This is a genomic window from Erysipelatoclostridium sp. An15, assembly GCF_002160675.1.
GTDB classification, from domain to species: Bacteria; Bacillota_I; Bacilli_A; order Erysipelotrichales; family Coprobacillaceae; genus Thomasclavelia; species Thomasclavelia merdavium.
In genome coordinates, this window is sequence record NZ_NFLA01000004.1 from 42,442 (window position 1) to 59,171 (window position 16,730).

The window sequence follows — 16,730 nt, forward strand, 5'->3', positions numbered from 1 at the left end:
TTATCTCCTAATCTTCTTCATTTGCAGATTCTGGCTGACTTGAATAATAATATAAAGTAACTGTTGTTCCTTGTTCATTTACTGTAGTATCTGCCTCTGGGCTTTGTCCAGCAACAGTATTTACTGATCTAAATGGATAATTACTTAATAAAGTCTGATCAGTAGAATTTGATAAGTCAACCAATCTTACTTTAAATCCATTATTTTCCAAAATTGTTTTGGCAGAATTAATGTTACGATCAAAAACATCTCTAACCTGATAAGTTTTTCCACTTGAAACAGTTAAAGTAATATTACGATCATCATCATCAGGATCAAGACGATATCCTTTATTATAACTTTGATCAATTACAGTTCCTTTAGCTTCTTCAGATTCTTCAGTTTCAATTGTAACTGTAAAACCTAATTTTTTCAAAGCAGCTTCCGCTTCACTTTGACTCATTCCTATATAATTATCAACAACAATATAGTCACCTTTAGAAACAGTAAGAGTTATCGTTAAATTTGATTCATCATTAGGATCCAGTTTAGTTCCACTATCCTTATCTTGATCAATTACCTCTCCTCTAGGACTAGATGAAACTTCTTCTTCAATAACAACTTCAATTTCAACATCATCACTTAAATCAGCGATTGCTTTTTCCGCTTCACTTTGCGTCATTCCAACATAATCTTCTAATACAATATACTTACCACTAGACACCGTAAGTGATATTACATCACCCTCTTTAATTGATGTACCAGCTTTAGGATCAGTTTCAATTATTTCGCCTTTATCATACTCATCAGACAATTCTTCAACAATATTATCACTAATAGTAACTCCATAATCATCCAGCAATTCTCTAGCTTCATCAACTGTTCTTCCAGCTAAATCCGGCATTAAATTAGCATCTGATCCAGTATTTAAATAAATAACAAATGCTATCCCTAAAATTACTAGCGCAGTCACTGCTCCAATAATTACTTTACTTCGCGTACTTAATCCTTTGATTTTTTTTACAAATCGTTTAAAGAAGTTATCATTTTCCTCTTCTTCAACTGGTTTTTCTTCTCTTGTTTTAACTTCAGATGTATCATTTGAACTAAAAGCAGTTCGTGGATCAACAACAATAGTTGGTTCATCATCACTATCATATGAGAAAACCAGCTTTTCTTCATTTGGCCGGTCTAAGCAAGTATTAATATCATCTAACATCTCTGCAGCACTTTGATAACGATCGTTCAAATTTTTTGCAGTAGCTTTAATAACAATATTTTCTACTGATTGCGGAATCGATGGATTGAAATCCAATAATGATGGCAAATCTTCCTGCATATGCTTTAAAGCAATATTTACTGGTGATTCCCCATTAAATGGTACCTCACCACGTAAAAGCTCATAAAAAACAATTCCTAATGCATAAACATCACTTTGAGCTGTCGCCTTTTCACCACGAGCTAATTCTGGTGCCAGATAATGAAGCGATCCCATGATTACATCTGTTTGGGTAACTTGAGCTAATGATTGCATTGAAGCAATCCCAAAATCAGCAATCTTAGCTACCCCGCTATCAGTAACTAAAATATTTTGTGGTTTTAAATCACGATGAATAATACCTAATTGATGAGCTTTAGCAATACCACTAACAATTTGTTTCATGATATCAATTGCTTCAATATAATGAACAGCCCCGCGTTTTAAAATCAATTCTTTTAAAGTTGTTCCAGGAACATATTCCATAACAATATAATATTTATCTTCATCTTCACCAACATCGTATATTTCTACAATATTACGATGAGAAAGAGCAGCGGCAGCACTTGCTTCTCGCTGAAATCTTGTCACATAAATCGGATCTTTAGCTAAACTAGTTCTTAAAATCTTAATTGCAATAGTCCGATTTAAAATAATATCTTGAGCCAAATAAACATCGGCCATACCACCTTGACCAATAAGTTCTAACAATTCATAACGCTCTGCAATTATTTTTGCCATTTTATCTTCCTCCCTGGTTATCTATGATTGCCACACCAATATTGTCACGGCCACCATTTTCATTCGCCTGGTCAATTAATTCAATCACTTTTTCTACTACTTTAGTATTCTTAAGCAAAATTTCTTTAATTGCTTCATTATCCAAACAATTATATAATCCATCACTACATAACATTAATAAACTATTTTCAAAATCCATTTCTATTAAAGAAGGTTTCAATTCCGTTGGGGCTCCTATAGCCTGGGTTAAAACATTCTTTTGAACATGGTGCTTAGCACTTTCAGGTGTTATAGCTCCTCGATCAACTAATTCATTAACTAAAGTGTGGTCTTTAGTTATTTGTGTTAATTGACCATCTTTTAAAATATATGCCCGACTATCACCTACATGTGATACATATAGTTTGTTATCCATAAAAATAGCAACAACAATGGTTGTTCCCATTCCTTGATGTTCAACATTTTGCATCGCCATTCTTTTTACAATTTGATCACATTCAACGATTGTTTCTTGAAGCCATTTTTTTAACTCTTCGGGTGTATCAAACGGTGGAATAATATCAAAACAGCTTAAGACATGATCCATCACTACTCGTGAAGCAATTTCACCAGAGCGATGACCACCCATGCCATCACAGACTACAGCAATTACCTGATCTTTTATATTGGCATTAACTGCTGCCTGATCTTGATTTTTATTTCTTACTTTTCCAATATCCGTTTTTGCATAATAATTCATTATTTAACCCTACCTCTTTTGGCTCTAAGCTGACCACAAGCACCGTCGATATCTCGACCATGTTCTTTTCTTAAAGTTACATTAATATGTAATCTTAATAACTCGCTTTTAAATTTTTCAATCGTTTCTTGATCACTTGGCTGATAACCATGTTCATCAACACTATTATAAGGAATCAAATTAACATAAGCATTTAATCCTCTTAAATAATGTGCTAACTGTCTAGCATCAACAAGACTATCATTAACATCTTTTAATAAAATATATTCAAACGTAACGCGACGATTAGTTTTATCAATATAATCACTAATGGCCTGTCGTAAATCATCAAGTGGATAACGACGATTAATCGGCATTAATTGATTTCTAATTTCATCATTAGGTGCATGTAAAGATATTGCTAGATTAGTTTGAATGCCTTCGTCACTATATCTTTGTATTCCTGGTATTAATCCACAAGTTGAAATAGTAATATGTCTAGCACCGATTGCAAGTCCATTAGGATGATTAATAATGCGGACAAACTCCATGACATTATCATAATTATCAAACGGCTCACCAGTTCCCATAACAACAACGTGGCTAATCCGCTGTTTAGTATCCAGCTGCACTTTCATTACCTGAGCTACGATTTCACCCGGTGTTAAATCACGTTGTTTTCTTAGTAAACCACTAGCACAAAAACTACACTTCATATTACAACCAACCTGACTTGTAACACATAATGATTTACCATAGTCATGAATCATCAATACAGTTTCAATCAAACTGCCATCTAACATTTCAAATAAATATTTGATCGTTCCATCTTTAGATTCTTGTTTTTCAACAATCTTTAAAATATCAAATGTAAAATGTTCTTTTAACTGTTCTCTTAATTCTTTTGATAAATTAGACATTTCATCAAAAGAACTAGCTTCTTTTTGATAAAGCCAGCTAAACACCTGTTTAGCTCGAAACGGCTTTTGATTAATTGAAGCAAAGTAGTTTGTTAGTTGTTCTAAAGAATAATTATAAATATTTTCCATTTTAATTCCCTTTTTCTAATTTACACATATAAAATCCATCACTATTAAATTCATATGGTAATATAGTTCTTTCCTCAATAATTTTCATATCAGGATATTTTTCAATAAACTTTTTTACCATCATTTCGTTTTCTTTTTTATTTATAGTGCATGTACTATAAACCATTTTACCATTTTTCTTCAATAAATAGTAGGCATTGTCTAATAATTTTGTCTGGATTATCATGATTGAATCCATTATTTTCGAATCATGATACCTAATTTCTGGTTTTCTTTTTAAAACTCCTAACCCACTACAAGGAGCATCTAGTAAAATTTTATCAAACGTTTCTGGCGCATAACTTTTTTTTAGCTTAGTTGCATCATTTTCATATAACTCTACATTTTTAACACCTAAACGTTTCAAATTAGCTTTAACTAAATCAATTTTATGTCGAAATAAATCATAAGCAATAATTTTACCCTGATTTTTCATAATTGCTGCTAAGTGTGCTGTTTTACCACCAGGAGCACAACACATATCTAAAACTAAATCATCACTTTCTGGTGCCAATAACGGTGCTACTAACTGACTTGACTCATCTTGAATAGTAATTAATCCTTCTTTAAAATAACTAGTACTAGCTATATTACCAGAGCGATATAACACACTATCACTAGCTAAATTTCCACTTACAAAATTTTTATCAGATAGAATATTTTCTTTAGTTGTTTTTAATGTATTAACTCGTGCCGTTCTAACTGGTGGTGTATTATCATGAAAACATATTTTTTGAGTTGTTGCAAAATCATATTGTTTATTTAGCATCTTTACCAACCATAATGGATGACTAGTTTCAATCGCTAATTTTTCTAATGGATCTTTTTTTACAACCTCGCGTTTACCATGACGGATAAAATTACGTAATATCGCATTAACAAATTTACCAGCATAAAGATTCTTTTGTTTAGCTAGTTTAACCGCTTCATCAATTACTGCATATTGAGGAATTTTATCTAAAAATATCAATTGATACAAAGACATCAATAAAATGATTTTTTCTCTTTGTTTCACCTTTTTTCCCTCTATATATGGTGCTAATTGGTATTCAAGATAGAGCTTGTTTTGAATTGTTCCATAAACAATCCGTGTTGTCAAGTCTTTATCATTTCTTGACAAAGTACTATTTTCTAAATATTCATTTAAAGTAATATTTAAATAACTTTGTTCTGTTTCGTATTTTAATAATATTTTTAATGCTGCATTTCGTGCCATAATTTGTCCTTTCTATATTTGACTATACGGATTAAAGTCACAAACTACATGAACTTTAGTTCCTTGTTTATTATAAAAATCACTCATTGTTTCAAGTACAGGATATAGTTTTTTACTATCTGTAAATTTGATTAAAATTCTTTTACGATAAATATCCTGCATCCGATAAATTAAACTGTTAGCCGGGCCAAGAATTAAAATCTGTGGCAATTGTTTTTGAAGATAAGTCTTGATTTGATTAGCGTTTTTAGACACTGCCTGTTCATTTTTACCTTGAATTATAATACTAAGTAAATGAACATACGGTGGATATTTGGCCAATCGCCTAATTTTCATTTCTTCATTAAAAAAACGATTAAAATCATGCGTTTTAACACACTGTAAAACAAAATGATCTGGATTATAGGTTTGAATCATTACTGTTCCTTTCTTTTTACCACGACCGGCGCGCCCGGAAACCTGTTCTAATAACTGATAAGTTCGTTCATTAGAGCGAAAATCAGGAATATTTAAACTTAAATCAGCATTTAAAACACCGACAAAGGTTACATTTTCAAAATCTAGTCCCTTAGCAATCATTTGCGTTCCTAGCAAAATATCAGCTTCATGGTTTTCAAATTGCTGTAACAACTTTTGATGACCATCTTTATTTTTAGTTGTATCGACATCATAACGAATTACTTTAACTCCTGGAAAAAGATTTTCTAACTGTTCTTCGACTTTTTGAGTTCCTGTACCAAAATGTTTTAAATTAGTACCTTTACAATTAGGGCAATGTTTCATAATTGGAATTTGATATTCACAATAATGACATTTTAACATCCGTTCTTGTTTATGATAAGTTAAGGTCACATCACAGTGCGGACATTTAATTACCTCGCCACAATCTAAGCAGCGAACAAATGAAGCATAACCACGCTTATTTAATAATAAAATTATTTGTTCTTTAGCTTGTAAACGAGCTTGAATCTGCTTTTGCATTGCTCTAGAAAAAAGTGAATAATTCTGCTGTCGCATTTCTTTAGCCATATCTATTAATTCAATTTCTGGTAATGGAAACTGATTAATTCGTTTTGGTAATTCATATAAATCATATACCCCTTTAATAGCGCGACTATATGATTCTAGTGAAGGCGTTGCACTTCCTAAAACAACTGGGCAGTGATGATATTTAGCACGAATCCTAGCTATCTGCGCAGTTTGATAGCGCGGTTTACTTTCTTGTTTATAACTAGGATCATGTTCTTCATCTAAAATAATTAAGCCAATATTTTCTAAAGGTGCAAAGATAGCACTACGTGCTCCAACTACTATTTTGACTTCATGATTTAAAATACGCCGATATTCATCATATCGTTCACCAGGTGATAGTCTTGAATGAATAATTGCAACTTCTTTACCAAATTTATGTTTAAAAGCATTGACCATCATTGGTGTTAATGAAATTTCTGGTACTAACATTAAAACTGTTCGATTATTTTGAATCACATATTTAGATAAGTGTAAATAAACTTCTGTTTTTCCAGAGCCAGTTACCCCATGAATCAAAGCCGTATGATAAACGTTTATTTTTGCCATAATGCCATTTACAACTTTTTGTTGATCGCTTGTCAAAGCATATTCTATTGGTTTTTTTTGATCATCGACAAAAGGATCACGGTATACTTCTTCTTTTTTTATTATTACCGCTTTTTGTTCAACCATTTTATCTAATACTGATTTACTATAAGGAAAATCTTTTAATAGCGTATGGGGATGCTGGTTTAAAAATTGCAAAGCTTCTTGTTGTTTTACGGTTTTTAAAACAGCATCTTTATCAATTACTTCAATTACATTTTGATATTTTATCCCTACCGCTTTGTTACTACTTGGTTTTAATTGCGGTGGTAGCATCGCTTGTAAACAACTGATTCGAGGCGATAAAGTTAGTTTAGCAAGAGTAATCGATAATTGTTGTAATTCATCATTTAATAATGGCTGTTTATCAATTACTTCACTAATATAGCGATATTTAAAACCAGCTTCTTCTTCTAAATCTTCCTTAGATTTTTCACTATATTTACATCCAGTAACATAACCAATAATTCGTTGATAACCAAATACTATCGCTACTCTAACACCTGGTTTTAACTCTTCTTTGGATAAATAATCAAAATTAGTATCCAATGCATGAGTAGGATGTTCAACTAATACTTGCACTATATACAACTTTATCACCTCATTTTTTTCCTATTTTACCACAAATAAATAATAAAACAAAATGTATCAATTTTCATCATTGATACATTTATAATACATTATTTTAAATGCGATAAATTCGATTTTCATTTCGTGGTTTTGCTTCTGGTTTTTCACCTTGACAATAACCTAAAATACAATTACCGATTCCAACATATTTTTCATCAATACCCCATTTTTTAAGCAAAGCTTTTCCCTCGGGACTATCAAAAACTTCGCGAGCTCGATGGATCCAGCAAGAATCTACTCCCACTGCCCAGGCTGCATTCATTAAATTTCCCATAACTAAACTACCATCTTCACGGTAAGTAGGAACTGTTGAATCAGCTAAAACAACGATTACTGTTGGAGCGCCATAAAAAGGATCACTATCACTATTCATAACAGCTCCATTTAAACGAGATACCTCTTTGATAGTTGCTTCATCTTGAATTACGACCATGATAGTTGGTTGTCTTCCCATTCCTGAAGGAGCATATAAACCTGCTTGTAAAATCTGTTGCAAAGCTTCTTCGTCAATTTGTTTATTTTGATAACTACGCACACTGCGACGATTAACTAAATTGTTAATTGTTTCATTCATAAAAACACCTCCTATTAGCCTTAATTATAGCACAAAATCAAGATAGCCCTTTAAAAAAGTTTTTATACATGACGCCGTTAGTATACAAATGTAACATTAAAACTTTAAACATTGAATATTCCTGAGGCTTTTTAGCTTGATACATACTATAATTCAATTTAAACTTTCGGGCATAATGATCAGCTTTTCGTAAATGCCAGCTATTAGTAATTACTAAACAATCCTTAAAATTATTTTCAATTACAATATCCTTACAATACATTAAATTATGATAAGTACTGCGCGACTTAGTCTCTACAATAATATCCTTACTTTTAACTCCCAGATTCAAAGCATAATCTTTCATTACTTGTGCTTCTACAAATTCATTTTTTACAGCACCACCAGATAATATCAATTTTTTTATCTTATTATTTTTATATAACCATATTCCAGCATCAATCCTTGATTGCATGATTTTTGAAGGAGTGCCATCATTGTTTGCGGGAAAGCCACAAACTATTCCACAATCATAAACAATATTTTTTATCTTTTTATTAGGATTTTTAAAAACTGTAAAGAAAATAATCCCATTTACAATTATAAATAATCCTATTATCAATATTATTACCATCTTTGCCTCCAAAAAACTAAGGGTCTTAATGACCCCGATGTTTTGCTTTACGTTTTTGTTTTTTTAGCTGATACAATCTTTCTTGTTTTTTTTGACGATTAATTCGTTTTTCTTTCTTTTTTAATTCCTTATTGATCAAATATTCTTGTTTCAATATCTGCATTGATTTTGTACCAGTTTCTAATTTAGAACTCTGCTTTTTGATTAATCGCTGATACCTTTTATAATTTTTAGGTTTATCTTTTTCCTTGTTTTTATAACCATTACTATATTTTAACTTATGATACTTAGTTAAAATCAATTGATAAACTTCACTATCAGTTGGTTCTGTTTTAAAAACAATCCGACAAATCTTTGTTTTATTATCTATTGATAAATAAAACATTCCAACCCAAAAAGGTTCTTCAAAATAAACATTTAACTCTAAACTAACTGCACCTGACATAAAGCGTCCTCCTTAATTATTTATCTCTAGAAACGGACAACCTAAGGAGGCAGGTTACTGACAGCTTTGCTGCTTGTGGACTACCAACCACAATGTGTTTTTATTCTAGCACTTATATTATAGCTAACTTTTTCATTAAAACAAAGTTTATTAAAGCATCATTTTATACAATTAATCATTAAGATAATTAATTAAATCATCAATTCTTTTTTTACTATCAACAACCCCTAAATCATAAAGTTCTTGTAATCGTTCAGGATCTTTTTCTAAGCGCTTGATTGGAACTGTTCGACTAGGTCTAATAACAAAAATTTTATTTTCTTTTTCTAACTTAGCAATTTTAGCCACTGTTTGATTATATTTTTGATAGCGTTGATTGATAGCCTCCACAAAGTTTGGATATTTATAATAAACAAGTTTTGGAACTAAAGTATTGGTTTTTTTCTTGCGGTATTCTAACGGTCTAGTTAAAACAACAATAATTTTATCATAACCAAGCTCATGACATTTATCTACCGGTATACTATCTGCAATACCCCCGTCAAGATATTTTTTATTATCTAATGAAACAATTTTTGATACAAATGGCATTGCTGAAGTAGCCCGAAAAACTTCCATCTGTTTATAAACATCTGTAATTTTAATATATTCTGCTTTTCCACTATCGACATTAGTTACTGTTGCATAAAAATCTGTTTTAGAATTAGCAAAAGTTTCTTGATCAAAAAGATCAAGTTTAAATGGAACTTCATAATAAGCAAAATCCTTATTAACAATATTACCAGTCGTAATTAAAGAATGGATGCCCATATAACGTTTATCGCCAGCATATTTTAGATTATATCTTAAAGCCCGACCACGCTGTTTAGAAACATAATTAACCCCAAAAAGCACTCCGGCTGAAACTCCAATAATTCCATCTACAGGGATTTGATGATCTAAAAAAATATCTAAAACGCCTGCGGTATACATTCCCCGCATAGCGCCACCTTCTAAAACTAATCCTACTTTCATCTCTATTCCTCCAAACAATTAATCAAATTATACCATAGAAAATTCAAATAAAAAATCAGGATGATTAATCCTGATTAGTGCAATGATTTTTTATTATTGTAGCAATTTGTTCTTTAGCTAACATTACGTCATCGTTTTCAACTACATACTTATATTCATCTTTAGTTGCAATTTCTTTACGCGCTTTAGCTAAACGTTCTTGAACAATAGCCTCATCTTCTGTTCGCCGACCGCGAATTCTTCTTTCTAATTCTTCAAAGCTAGGTGGTACTATAAAAATAGTAGTTGCATCAGGACACTTTTCCATTACCTGAAGGGCCCCTTGAACCTCAATTTCTAAAACAACATTTTTTCCTTGAGCTAATAGTTGTTCTACATAATCCTTAGGTGTTCCATAATAATTACCAACAAATTTAGCCCATTCCAATAACTTTCCTTCTTTAATTTTTTCTTCAAACTCAGTTTCTTCGACAAAAAAATAATCAACCCCGTCTCTTTCACCAGGACGTGGCTTTCTAGTTGTCATTGAAATAGAATATGCAAGATTTAAACTTTCATCTTTAAATAACTGTTCTCTTACAGTTCCTTTACCTACACCGCTAGGCCCACTTAAAATAATCAGCATTCCTTTTTGCACAGCTTACACCCCTTTTTTTATGATATGTTCATCATACAAAATCGCTCTAATATTGTCAATTATTTTCGTGTCATTTATCTACAATCTATGTTATACTAATTGCGGTGATAAAAATGTCTTATGATGGAATAATGATGCACCAGGTAATCGGTGCTTTAAACAATACAATTACTGGTGGTAGAATCAATAAAATCTACCAGATTTCTAAATACGAATTATTAATAAATGTTCGTAGTAATCGAACAAATTATAAATTATTGTTATCTTGTCATCCTATGTATGCAAGAATTCAACTTACAAACTTAAATTACCCAACTCCTGATAGTCCTAATCCATTAACTATGCTTTTTCGTAAGCATTTAGATGGTGGCTATATAAAGGCTGTTAAACAGATTGAACTTGATCGTATTTGTCATATCATCTTTGGTTCATACAATGAATTTGGCGATTATGTAGAGTATAACTGTTATATCGAAATCATGGGTAAACATTCAAATATAATCTTATGTAATCATGAAAATAAAATTATTGACTGTTTAAAAAGAATTACCCCAAATATCAATAGTGAACGTTTTATTCAACCTGGTGCAATCTATCGTTTGCCACCAATGAATGGTAATAAAGTGAATCCTTTTACTAGTGATTTTATTGAAAATAATAATCTTACTAAAGTGTATCAGGGAATGTCACCGATATTATCAAAAGAAATTATCTATCGCCATGATAATGGGGATGATTTTAAAAATATAATGCAAGAACTTAACAGTAGTGAAACCATTTATATTAGTAAAGTTGATGATCGTGAATATTTTCATTTGATTCCATTGACACATTTAAATGTTGAACCAGCATCTTATCCTTTATTTGAAGGATTAGATCAGCATTTTAACTTAATTGATCAAAAAGAACGAATCAAACAGCAAACATCAAACTTAACAAAATATATTCAAAATGAATATCAAAAAAATGTTAATAAACTAGCTAAACTGGAAGCTACATTAGAGGATTCTAAAAACAGTGATGAATATCGAATTATTGGTGATTTATTATATTCTAATTTACATCTTTTAAAAAAAGGAATGCGTCATATTGAATTAGATAACTATTATGACAATACTAAAATTATGGTGGATTTAGATGAAAAGCTTGATCCTAAAGCTAATGCTCAAAAATACTATAATAAATATCAAAAAGCAAAAAATTCAATTAATGTTTTAAATGAACAAATTGAATTAACTAAAAAAGAAATTAATTATTTCGATAGTTTAATTACTTTAATGAATAATGCTTCTTATTATGATGCTTTAGAAATCAAAGAAGAATTAGAACAGCAAGGATATTTAAAAAAGAAAACAAAAACTAATTCTATCCGTAAAAAGAAACATCCATCTTTTGAAACTTATTATACAAAAGATGGAATTGAAATCTGGGTAGGAAAAAACAACTTACAAAATGACTATTTAACATTTAAACATGCCCATCGTTATGATACCTGGTTCCATGTAAAAGATATGCCAGGTAGTCATGTTATTGTCAAAGGAAATGATTTAGACGAATATACGATCCGTCTAGCTAGTAATATGGCCGCATGTCTTTCTAAAGGAAAAAATAGTAGCAGTGTCCCTGTTAACTATACTTTAGTAAAAACTCTAAAAAAGCCTCATGGGAGTAAACCAGGACAAGTATTATTAGACAGCTATAAAACTATTTATATTGATCCTGATGAAGCATGTTTTAATGAATTAACGAAAAAATAGATGCCTAAGGCATCTATCTTTTCTAATTACCACAATTACAACTTCCATTCATTACATTATTGCTACTATTCATATAGTTAGAGTTTCCAGACATGAACCCAGAATTTCCTGACATAAATCCATTATTATTTGCATATGGATTAGCATTATCCTGAGTCATAAAAGTTTGTTCATAACGTGGATAATAGCGTGGATAGTATACTACATTGCACACATGACGACATTCAATTGGACAAATAATTGGTTGTTCTACATATTTATTTGTACATCTAGTACAAACTTTTCTAGGAGCTACGATTGGTGTTGCACGACAGCTATTATTACAATTACAGTTGCAGTTACAATTGCAACAAGAATTACCAAACATCACTTCCACCTCCTTTAGTATACTATATGTTTTAATAAATCAAAAACTTAGACAAATTACACAGAAAGGGAAAAAAATGAAATTAATTAAATGGAATACTAATCAAGCAATTGAAGCCTATACTGTTACAAAAGAATTGGGCGATATGTCTTTTAATAACGATGATAAAGAATTGATATTAAAAAATCGTCAACATTTAGCTGAAATTTTAAATACTGACTTAGATCACATGGTAGCGCCACGGCAAGTACATTCTGCCAATTTTAAAGAAGTTACTACCACTGATGGTGGTAAAGGAATGTATGAACAAGAAACAGCTTTTAAAGATACTGATGCTCTTTATACTAAAGATGCCAATTTATATTTATTATCATTTCATGCTGACTGCACGCCAGTATTACTTTATTGTCCTAAAACAAAAATAATTGCCGCTATTCATTCAGGATGGCTAGGAACAACTAAACAAATTGTTTCTAAAGTTACTAAGCATTTAATTGAACATGAAAATTGTGATCCAAAAACAATGTTAGCATATATTGGTCCTTGCATTTGCCAGGATTGTTTAGAAGTCATGGATAATGTTATTGATTTAGTTAAACAGATGGACTTTGATACTAGTCCTTTCTATTACCAAAGCGACGAACTTCATTATCAGCTTGATAATAAAGGCTTAAATAAACAAATGCTATTAAATTTGGGACTATTGGAAAGCAATATCACTGTTTCTCCATATTGTACAGTAGAAAACGATGATTTATTTTATAGTTATCGTAAAAATAAAGATAGTGGGCGCAATATTACAATAATAAAAAGAATTCTTGAATAACAAGAATTCTTTTTATTCATTGATTACATCCATCATTACTTTAGGAATTAATTTAATCATCTCACTAGGAATAACTGTATAAACATCATCACCTAAAATATCACCACAAGCACCATGGATATAAGTTCCTAAAATAGCCGCATCTTTTACATCATACCCTTGACCTGCAAAACTTGTAATTATTCCTGCTAAAACATCACCCATACCAGCAGTTGCCATTGCTTTATTAGCAGTAATATTACGATAAATATTAGTTCCATTTGTAATTAAAGTATTTGGTCCTTTTAACACTACAACAACTTGATATTCTAAAGCAAATTGAGTTGCTTTTTCAATCATATCTAATTCATCATCATAATTAAATAAACGTTTAAATTCCCCAGCATGTGGCGTTAAAATAACTTTAGCCTTTGTTTCTTTCAACAATTCTAGATGTCTTGCAAGTATTGTTAAACCATCGCCATCAATTATTACTGGACAAGTTGCATTAGTTAAAACGTCTATTACATATTGTTCACTTTGTTCATTTAATCCTAAACCAGAACCAATTAAAATAGCATTATAATCATCAAACATCTCATGATCTAATTTATCGTTTCGTAACATCGAAGTACTTTCAGGAACGAATACAGTTAATCCATCAATTACTTTTTCAGTTGAGTTAACACAAACAATACCACTTCCCGTATATACCGAAGCTTTAGCGGCCATCAAAGCAGCACCGCGATAATGATTACATCCAGTTATATGTAACACCTTACCATAAACTCCTTTATACCCATAATAGTCACGTTGTTTTAAATGACGTTTAACCCAAGCTGGACTTACCAATCTAGCTAGTTTTTGATCCTTTCTTAAATCCTTAACTCGCAATAATTCAATTGCAATTTCACCTGTATATTGGTGACATTCTTCATTTAAAAAAGCTTGCTTAATAGCAGTTAAAGTAACTGTTTTAGTAGCTTGAATAACACTACCATAAGGAATACCATTATCTGGGTTTAAACCTGTAGGAATATCAATAGCAATAACATCAGTATCAACTAAAGTATTGATCTCATCTATTAAATTTTTTGCTAGTCCCCTAACTGGACTATTTAAACCAAAGCCAAACATCGCATCAACAATCAAATCAGCTTTTTGTAAATCACTTTTAAACAATCCCATATCTTCTTGAGCCATAAATACGATTGGCACTTCCATTTCCTGAGCCTGTTGTACGTAATAATTATTGGCATCAGAAAACTTATCAGGATTACCAAAACAATATAATTTTACTTCACGAGCTCGAATATGAAGCTTTATTCCTAAACTTATTCCATCAGCCCCGTTATTTCCGGGACCACATACAATAATGATATGTGAATATTTTAAACAATGCGGTAAAATAACATCACTTGCTTTATCCACTAATTCTTCTATTTTATACCCTTCATTTAATAGTGCCTGGTCATAGGCTTTCATTTGTCTACTTGTTGCTACAAACATAAATCCACCTTATCTTTCTATCACTAATATTCTAAGAATATATTTGTATTTTTAATTATTATAATATTAAATACAATCAATTTTATCTTAGTTCTTTTTATATAATTATATACTGAATCTAAAGAAAACACAAAAAAAGATTACGAACAAAATTCGTAATCTTTTTTGTTATTCTTATTTTACTCTAACCGCACATACAAACCCTGAACCAGATACTGATGAAATTTTAACTACATCACCAGTTTGAGGTGCATGGATGTATTTTCCATTACCAATGTAGATTCCTACGTGACCAGATTTCCATAAGATATCTCCTGGTTGTGCTGCAGAAACACTAATTTGTGTACCAGCATTCTTTTGTGCTGAAGATGAGTGTGGTAATGATACTCCGACACGAGCATAACACCATTGTACAAATCCAGAGCAGTCAAAAGCATTTGGTCCAGCAGCACCCCATTTATATGGGCATCCTAATCTTGAATAAGCTGCAGAAAGTACGGTATTTCCATAACTATTACTTGGAGCTGATCCGGCATAACTTCCACCACCTGAAGCTCTTTTATTAACTTTAACTGTTAAGCTTGCAGTTCCAGTATTACCAGCAGCATCAGTTACAGTATATGTAGCTGTCTTAGTTCCTGCTTTAGATGTACTAGGAGCATCGATTTGAACGTTTGCACGAACATCACCATCCTTGTTATCAACCGCAGAAGCTAAATAACTGCTAAAATCAACTGATTCTCCAGTATTAACTGTAATTTCACTTTTATTTAAAGTGATAACTGGAGCAGAAATATCTTTTACAACAACATTTAAAGTTGCTTCAGTAGGATTTCCAGAACTATCTGTTGCACTAATTTTTAATGGTTGAGTCTCATCTAATTTTAATGTATCAACAGAACCTTCAACAACTGGTGCCATAACACCATCAACGTTATCAGTTACATTTACATAAGCATTAATATCAAATACACTACCATAATCAACAGTTACATTAGCACCTTGAGTAAAATTAACTACTGGTGCTTCTAAATCACTTACAACGAAAGTATAAGTTTCTTCAGTTGTGTTACCTGAAGTATCATCAACTGTTAAAGTAATATCTTGTTGTCCTTTAACTGTAGTGTTTAAAGTTTCACTACTTTTGATAAATGGTGTAACATCACCATCTACATTATCACTTGCTTTAACATAACTTGCTAAATCAGCACTTCCATTAATTGGCACTTCAATAATGTACCCTTGACTAGAACCTAAAGTTTCAATTTTAGGTGCTTCGTTGTCGACAACATTAACAGTTACTGTCTTTGTTGCAACATTAGATCCAGCATCAGTTGCTGTTACCTCCACATCATAACTACCAATTTGTTTCTCATTTAATGATGCAGTCTCAACTGATACTAAAATATCTTCACGACTATCTTTGTTGTCGCTAATATCAATACTATCGGCATCAAATTCTTCACCATAAACTAAATCAATTTGATTTGAAATAATTTCTGGTTTTTCTTTGTCAGTTGCAGCATAACCTACTAACATAAAACTAGCAACAGCTGCAATCGGAATAAACATAGCCTTGCGATTTGTGATGTATTCATCCATCACTCTTTTCACGCCTTCTTTTATATCTCTTTCCATTCGTTACCTCCTTTCAATAACATATCCAAGGACTATTATAATATTTTTCAAAGGAAAAATCCACCCCTGAAAGCTTCTTACATTCCTTCCAATCGTCTATAACCCCCATGATAGCTTAAGTTAA

General features: G+C 31.3%; 15 protein-coding genes. 2 read left to right on the forward strand and 13 right to left on the reverse strand.

Annotated elements, in window-relative coordinates:
* Nucleotides 1–7 precede the first annotated feature (7 nt).
* The 10 genes from pknB to gmk all read right to left on the reverse strand — a co-directional run bounded on the left by pknB (nucleotide 8) and on the right by gmk (nucleotide 10,530).
* Nucleotides 8–1,978 carry a Stk1 family PASTA domain-containing Ser/Thr kinase gene (gene pknB, locus B5E92_RS02740; protein ID WP_087298977.1) on the reverse strand — a complete coding sequence of 657 codons (1,971 nt, stop codon included), beginning with the start codon at nucleotides 1,976–1,978 and terminating at the stop codon, nucleotides 8–10.
* 1 nt (nucleotide 1,979) lies between these two features.
* Nucleotides 1,980–2,717, reverse strand: coding sequence for a Stp1/IreP family PP2C-type Ser/Thr phosphatase (locus tag B5E92_RS02745; RefSeq protein ID WP_087298979.1), 738 nt, complete (start codon nucleotides 2,715–2,717; stop codon nucleotides 1,980–1,982).
* A complete protein-coding gene (gene rlmN / locus B5E92_RS02750; RefSeq protein ID WP_087298981.1) occupies nucleotides 2,717–3,745 on the reverse strand; it encodes a 23S rRNA (adenine(2503)-C(2))-methyltransferase RlmN in 1,029 nt (342 codons plus the stop codon). Before rlmN ends, B5E92_RS02745 begins: the two co-directional genes overlap by 1 nt.
* Before the next feature lies 1 nt (nucleotide 3,746).
* Entirely contained in the window at nucleotides 3,747–5,000 is a 1,254-nt protein-coding gene (gene rsmB / locus B5E92_RS02755; protein ID WP_087298983.1) for a 16S rRNA (cytosine(967)-C(5))-methyltransferase RsmB, read from the reverse strand.
* A gap of 12 nt (nucleotides 5,001–5,012) precedes the next feature.
* The gene (gene priA / locus B5E92_RS02760; protein WP_087298985.1) at nucleotides 5,013–7,208 is read right to left on the reverse strand and encodes a primosomal protein N'; all 2,196 of its coding nucleotides are present in this window, start codon (nucleotides 7,206–7,208) and stop codon (nucleotides 5,013–5,015) included.
* Nucleotides 7,209–7,302: 94 nt separating this feature from the next.
* Nucleotides 7,303–7,821 carry a nitroreductase gene (locus B5E92_RS02765; protein WP_087298987.1) on the reverse strand — a complete coding sequence of 173 codons (519 nt, stop codon included), beginning with the start codon at nucleotides 7,819–7,821 and terminating at the stop codon, nucleotides 7,303–7,305.
* A 37-nt stretch (nucleotides 7,822–7,858) separates the two neighbouring features.
* Nucleotides 7,859–8,434 (reverse strand): YdcF family protein, encoded by a 576-nt coding sequence (locus tag B5E92_RS02770; RefSeq protein WP_087298989.1) that lies wholly within the window; start codon nucleotides 8,432–8,434, stop codon nucleotides 7,859–7,861.
* Between the two features lie 25 nt (nucleotides 8,435–8,459).
* Nucleotides 8,460–8,879, reverse strand: coding sequence for a YjdF family protein (locus tag B5E92_RS02775; RefSeq protein ID WP_087298991.1), 420 nt, complete (start codon nucleotides 8,877–8,879; stop codon nucleotides 8,460–8,462).
* A gap of 171 nt (nucleotides 8,880–9,050) precedes the next feature.
* A complete protein-coding gene (locus B5E92_RS02780) occupies nucleotides 9,051–9,893 on the reverse strand; it encodes a patatin family protein (RefSeq protein ID WP_087298993.1) in 843 nt (280 codons plus the stop codon).
* 64 nt (nucleotides 9,894–9,957) lie between these two features.
* The gene (gene gmk / locus B5E92_RS02785) at nucleotides 9,958–10,530 is read right to left on the reverse strand and encodes a guanylate kinase (protein WP_087298995.1); all 573 of its coding nucleotides are present in this window, start codon (nucleotides 10,528–10,530) and stop codon (nucleotides 9,958–9,960) included.
* Between the two features lie 113 nt (nucleotides 10,531–10,643).
* Here gmk and B5E92_RS02790 point away from each other — a divergent pair, with 113 nt between their 5' ends.
* On the forward strand, nucleotides 10,644–12,287 hold the full coding sequence (locus B5E92_RS02790) for an NFACT family protein (protein ID WP_204245222.1): 1,644 nt from the start codon (nucleotides 10,644–10,646) through the stop codon (nucleotides 12,285–12,287).
* A gap of 22 nt (nucleotides 12,288–12,309) precedes the next feature.
* Here the strand turns inward: B5E92_RS02790 and B5E92_RS02795 are convergent, their stop codons facing one another.
* Nucleotides 12,310–12,654: a hypothetical protein gene (locus B5E92_RS02795; RefSeq protein ID WP_087298997.1), complete on the reverse strand. Its 345-nt coding sequence runs from the start codon at nucleotides 12,652–12,654 to the stop codon at nucleotides 12,310–12,312.
* A gap of 76 nt (nucleotides 12,655–12,730) precedes the next feature.
* Here B5E92_RS02795 and pgeF point away from each other — a divergent pair, with 76 nt between their 5' ends.
* Nucleotides 12,731–13,480, forward strand: coding sequence for a peptidoglycan editing factor PgeF (gene pgeF / locus B5E92_RS02800; protein WP_087298999.1), 750 nt, complete (start codon nucleotides 12,731–12,733; stop codon nucleotides 13,478–13,480).
* A gap of 12 nt (nucleotides 13,481–13,492) precedes the next feature.
* Here the strand turns inward: pgeF and B5E92_RS02805 are convergent, their stop codons facing one another.
* Both B5E92_RS02805 and B5E92_RS02810 read right to left on the reverse strand, forming a co-directional pair.
* Nucleotides 13,493–14,968 carry an NAD(P)H-hydrate dehydratase gene (locus B5E92_RS02805; protein WP_087299001.1) on the reverse strand — a complete coding sequence of 492 codons (1,476 nt, stop codon included), beginning with the start codon at nucleotides 14,966–14,968 and terminating at the stop codon, nucleotides 13,493–13,495.
* Between the two features lie 174 nt (nucleotides 14,969–15,142).
* A complete protein-coding gene (locus B5E92_RS02810; RefSeq protein ID WP_087299003.1) occupies nucleotides 15,143–16,606 on the reverse strand; it encodes a C40 family peptidase in 1,464 nt (487 codons plus the stop codon).
* Between the last annotated feature and the right edge of the window lie 124 nt (nucleotides 16,607–16,730).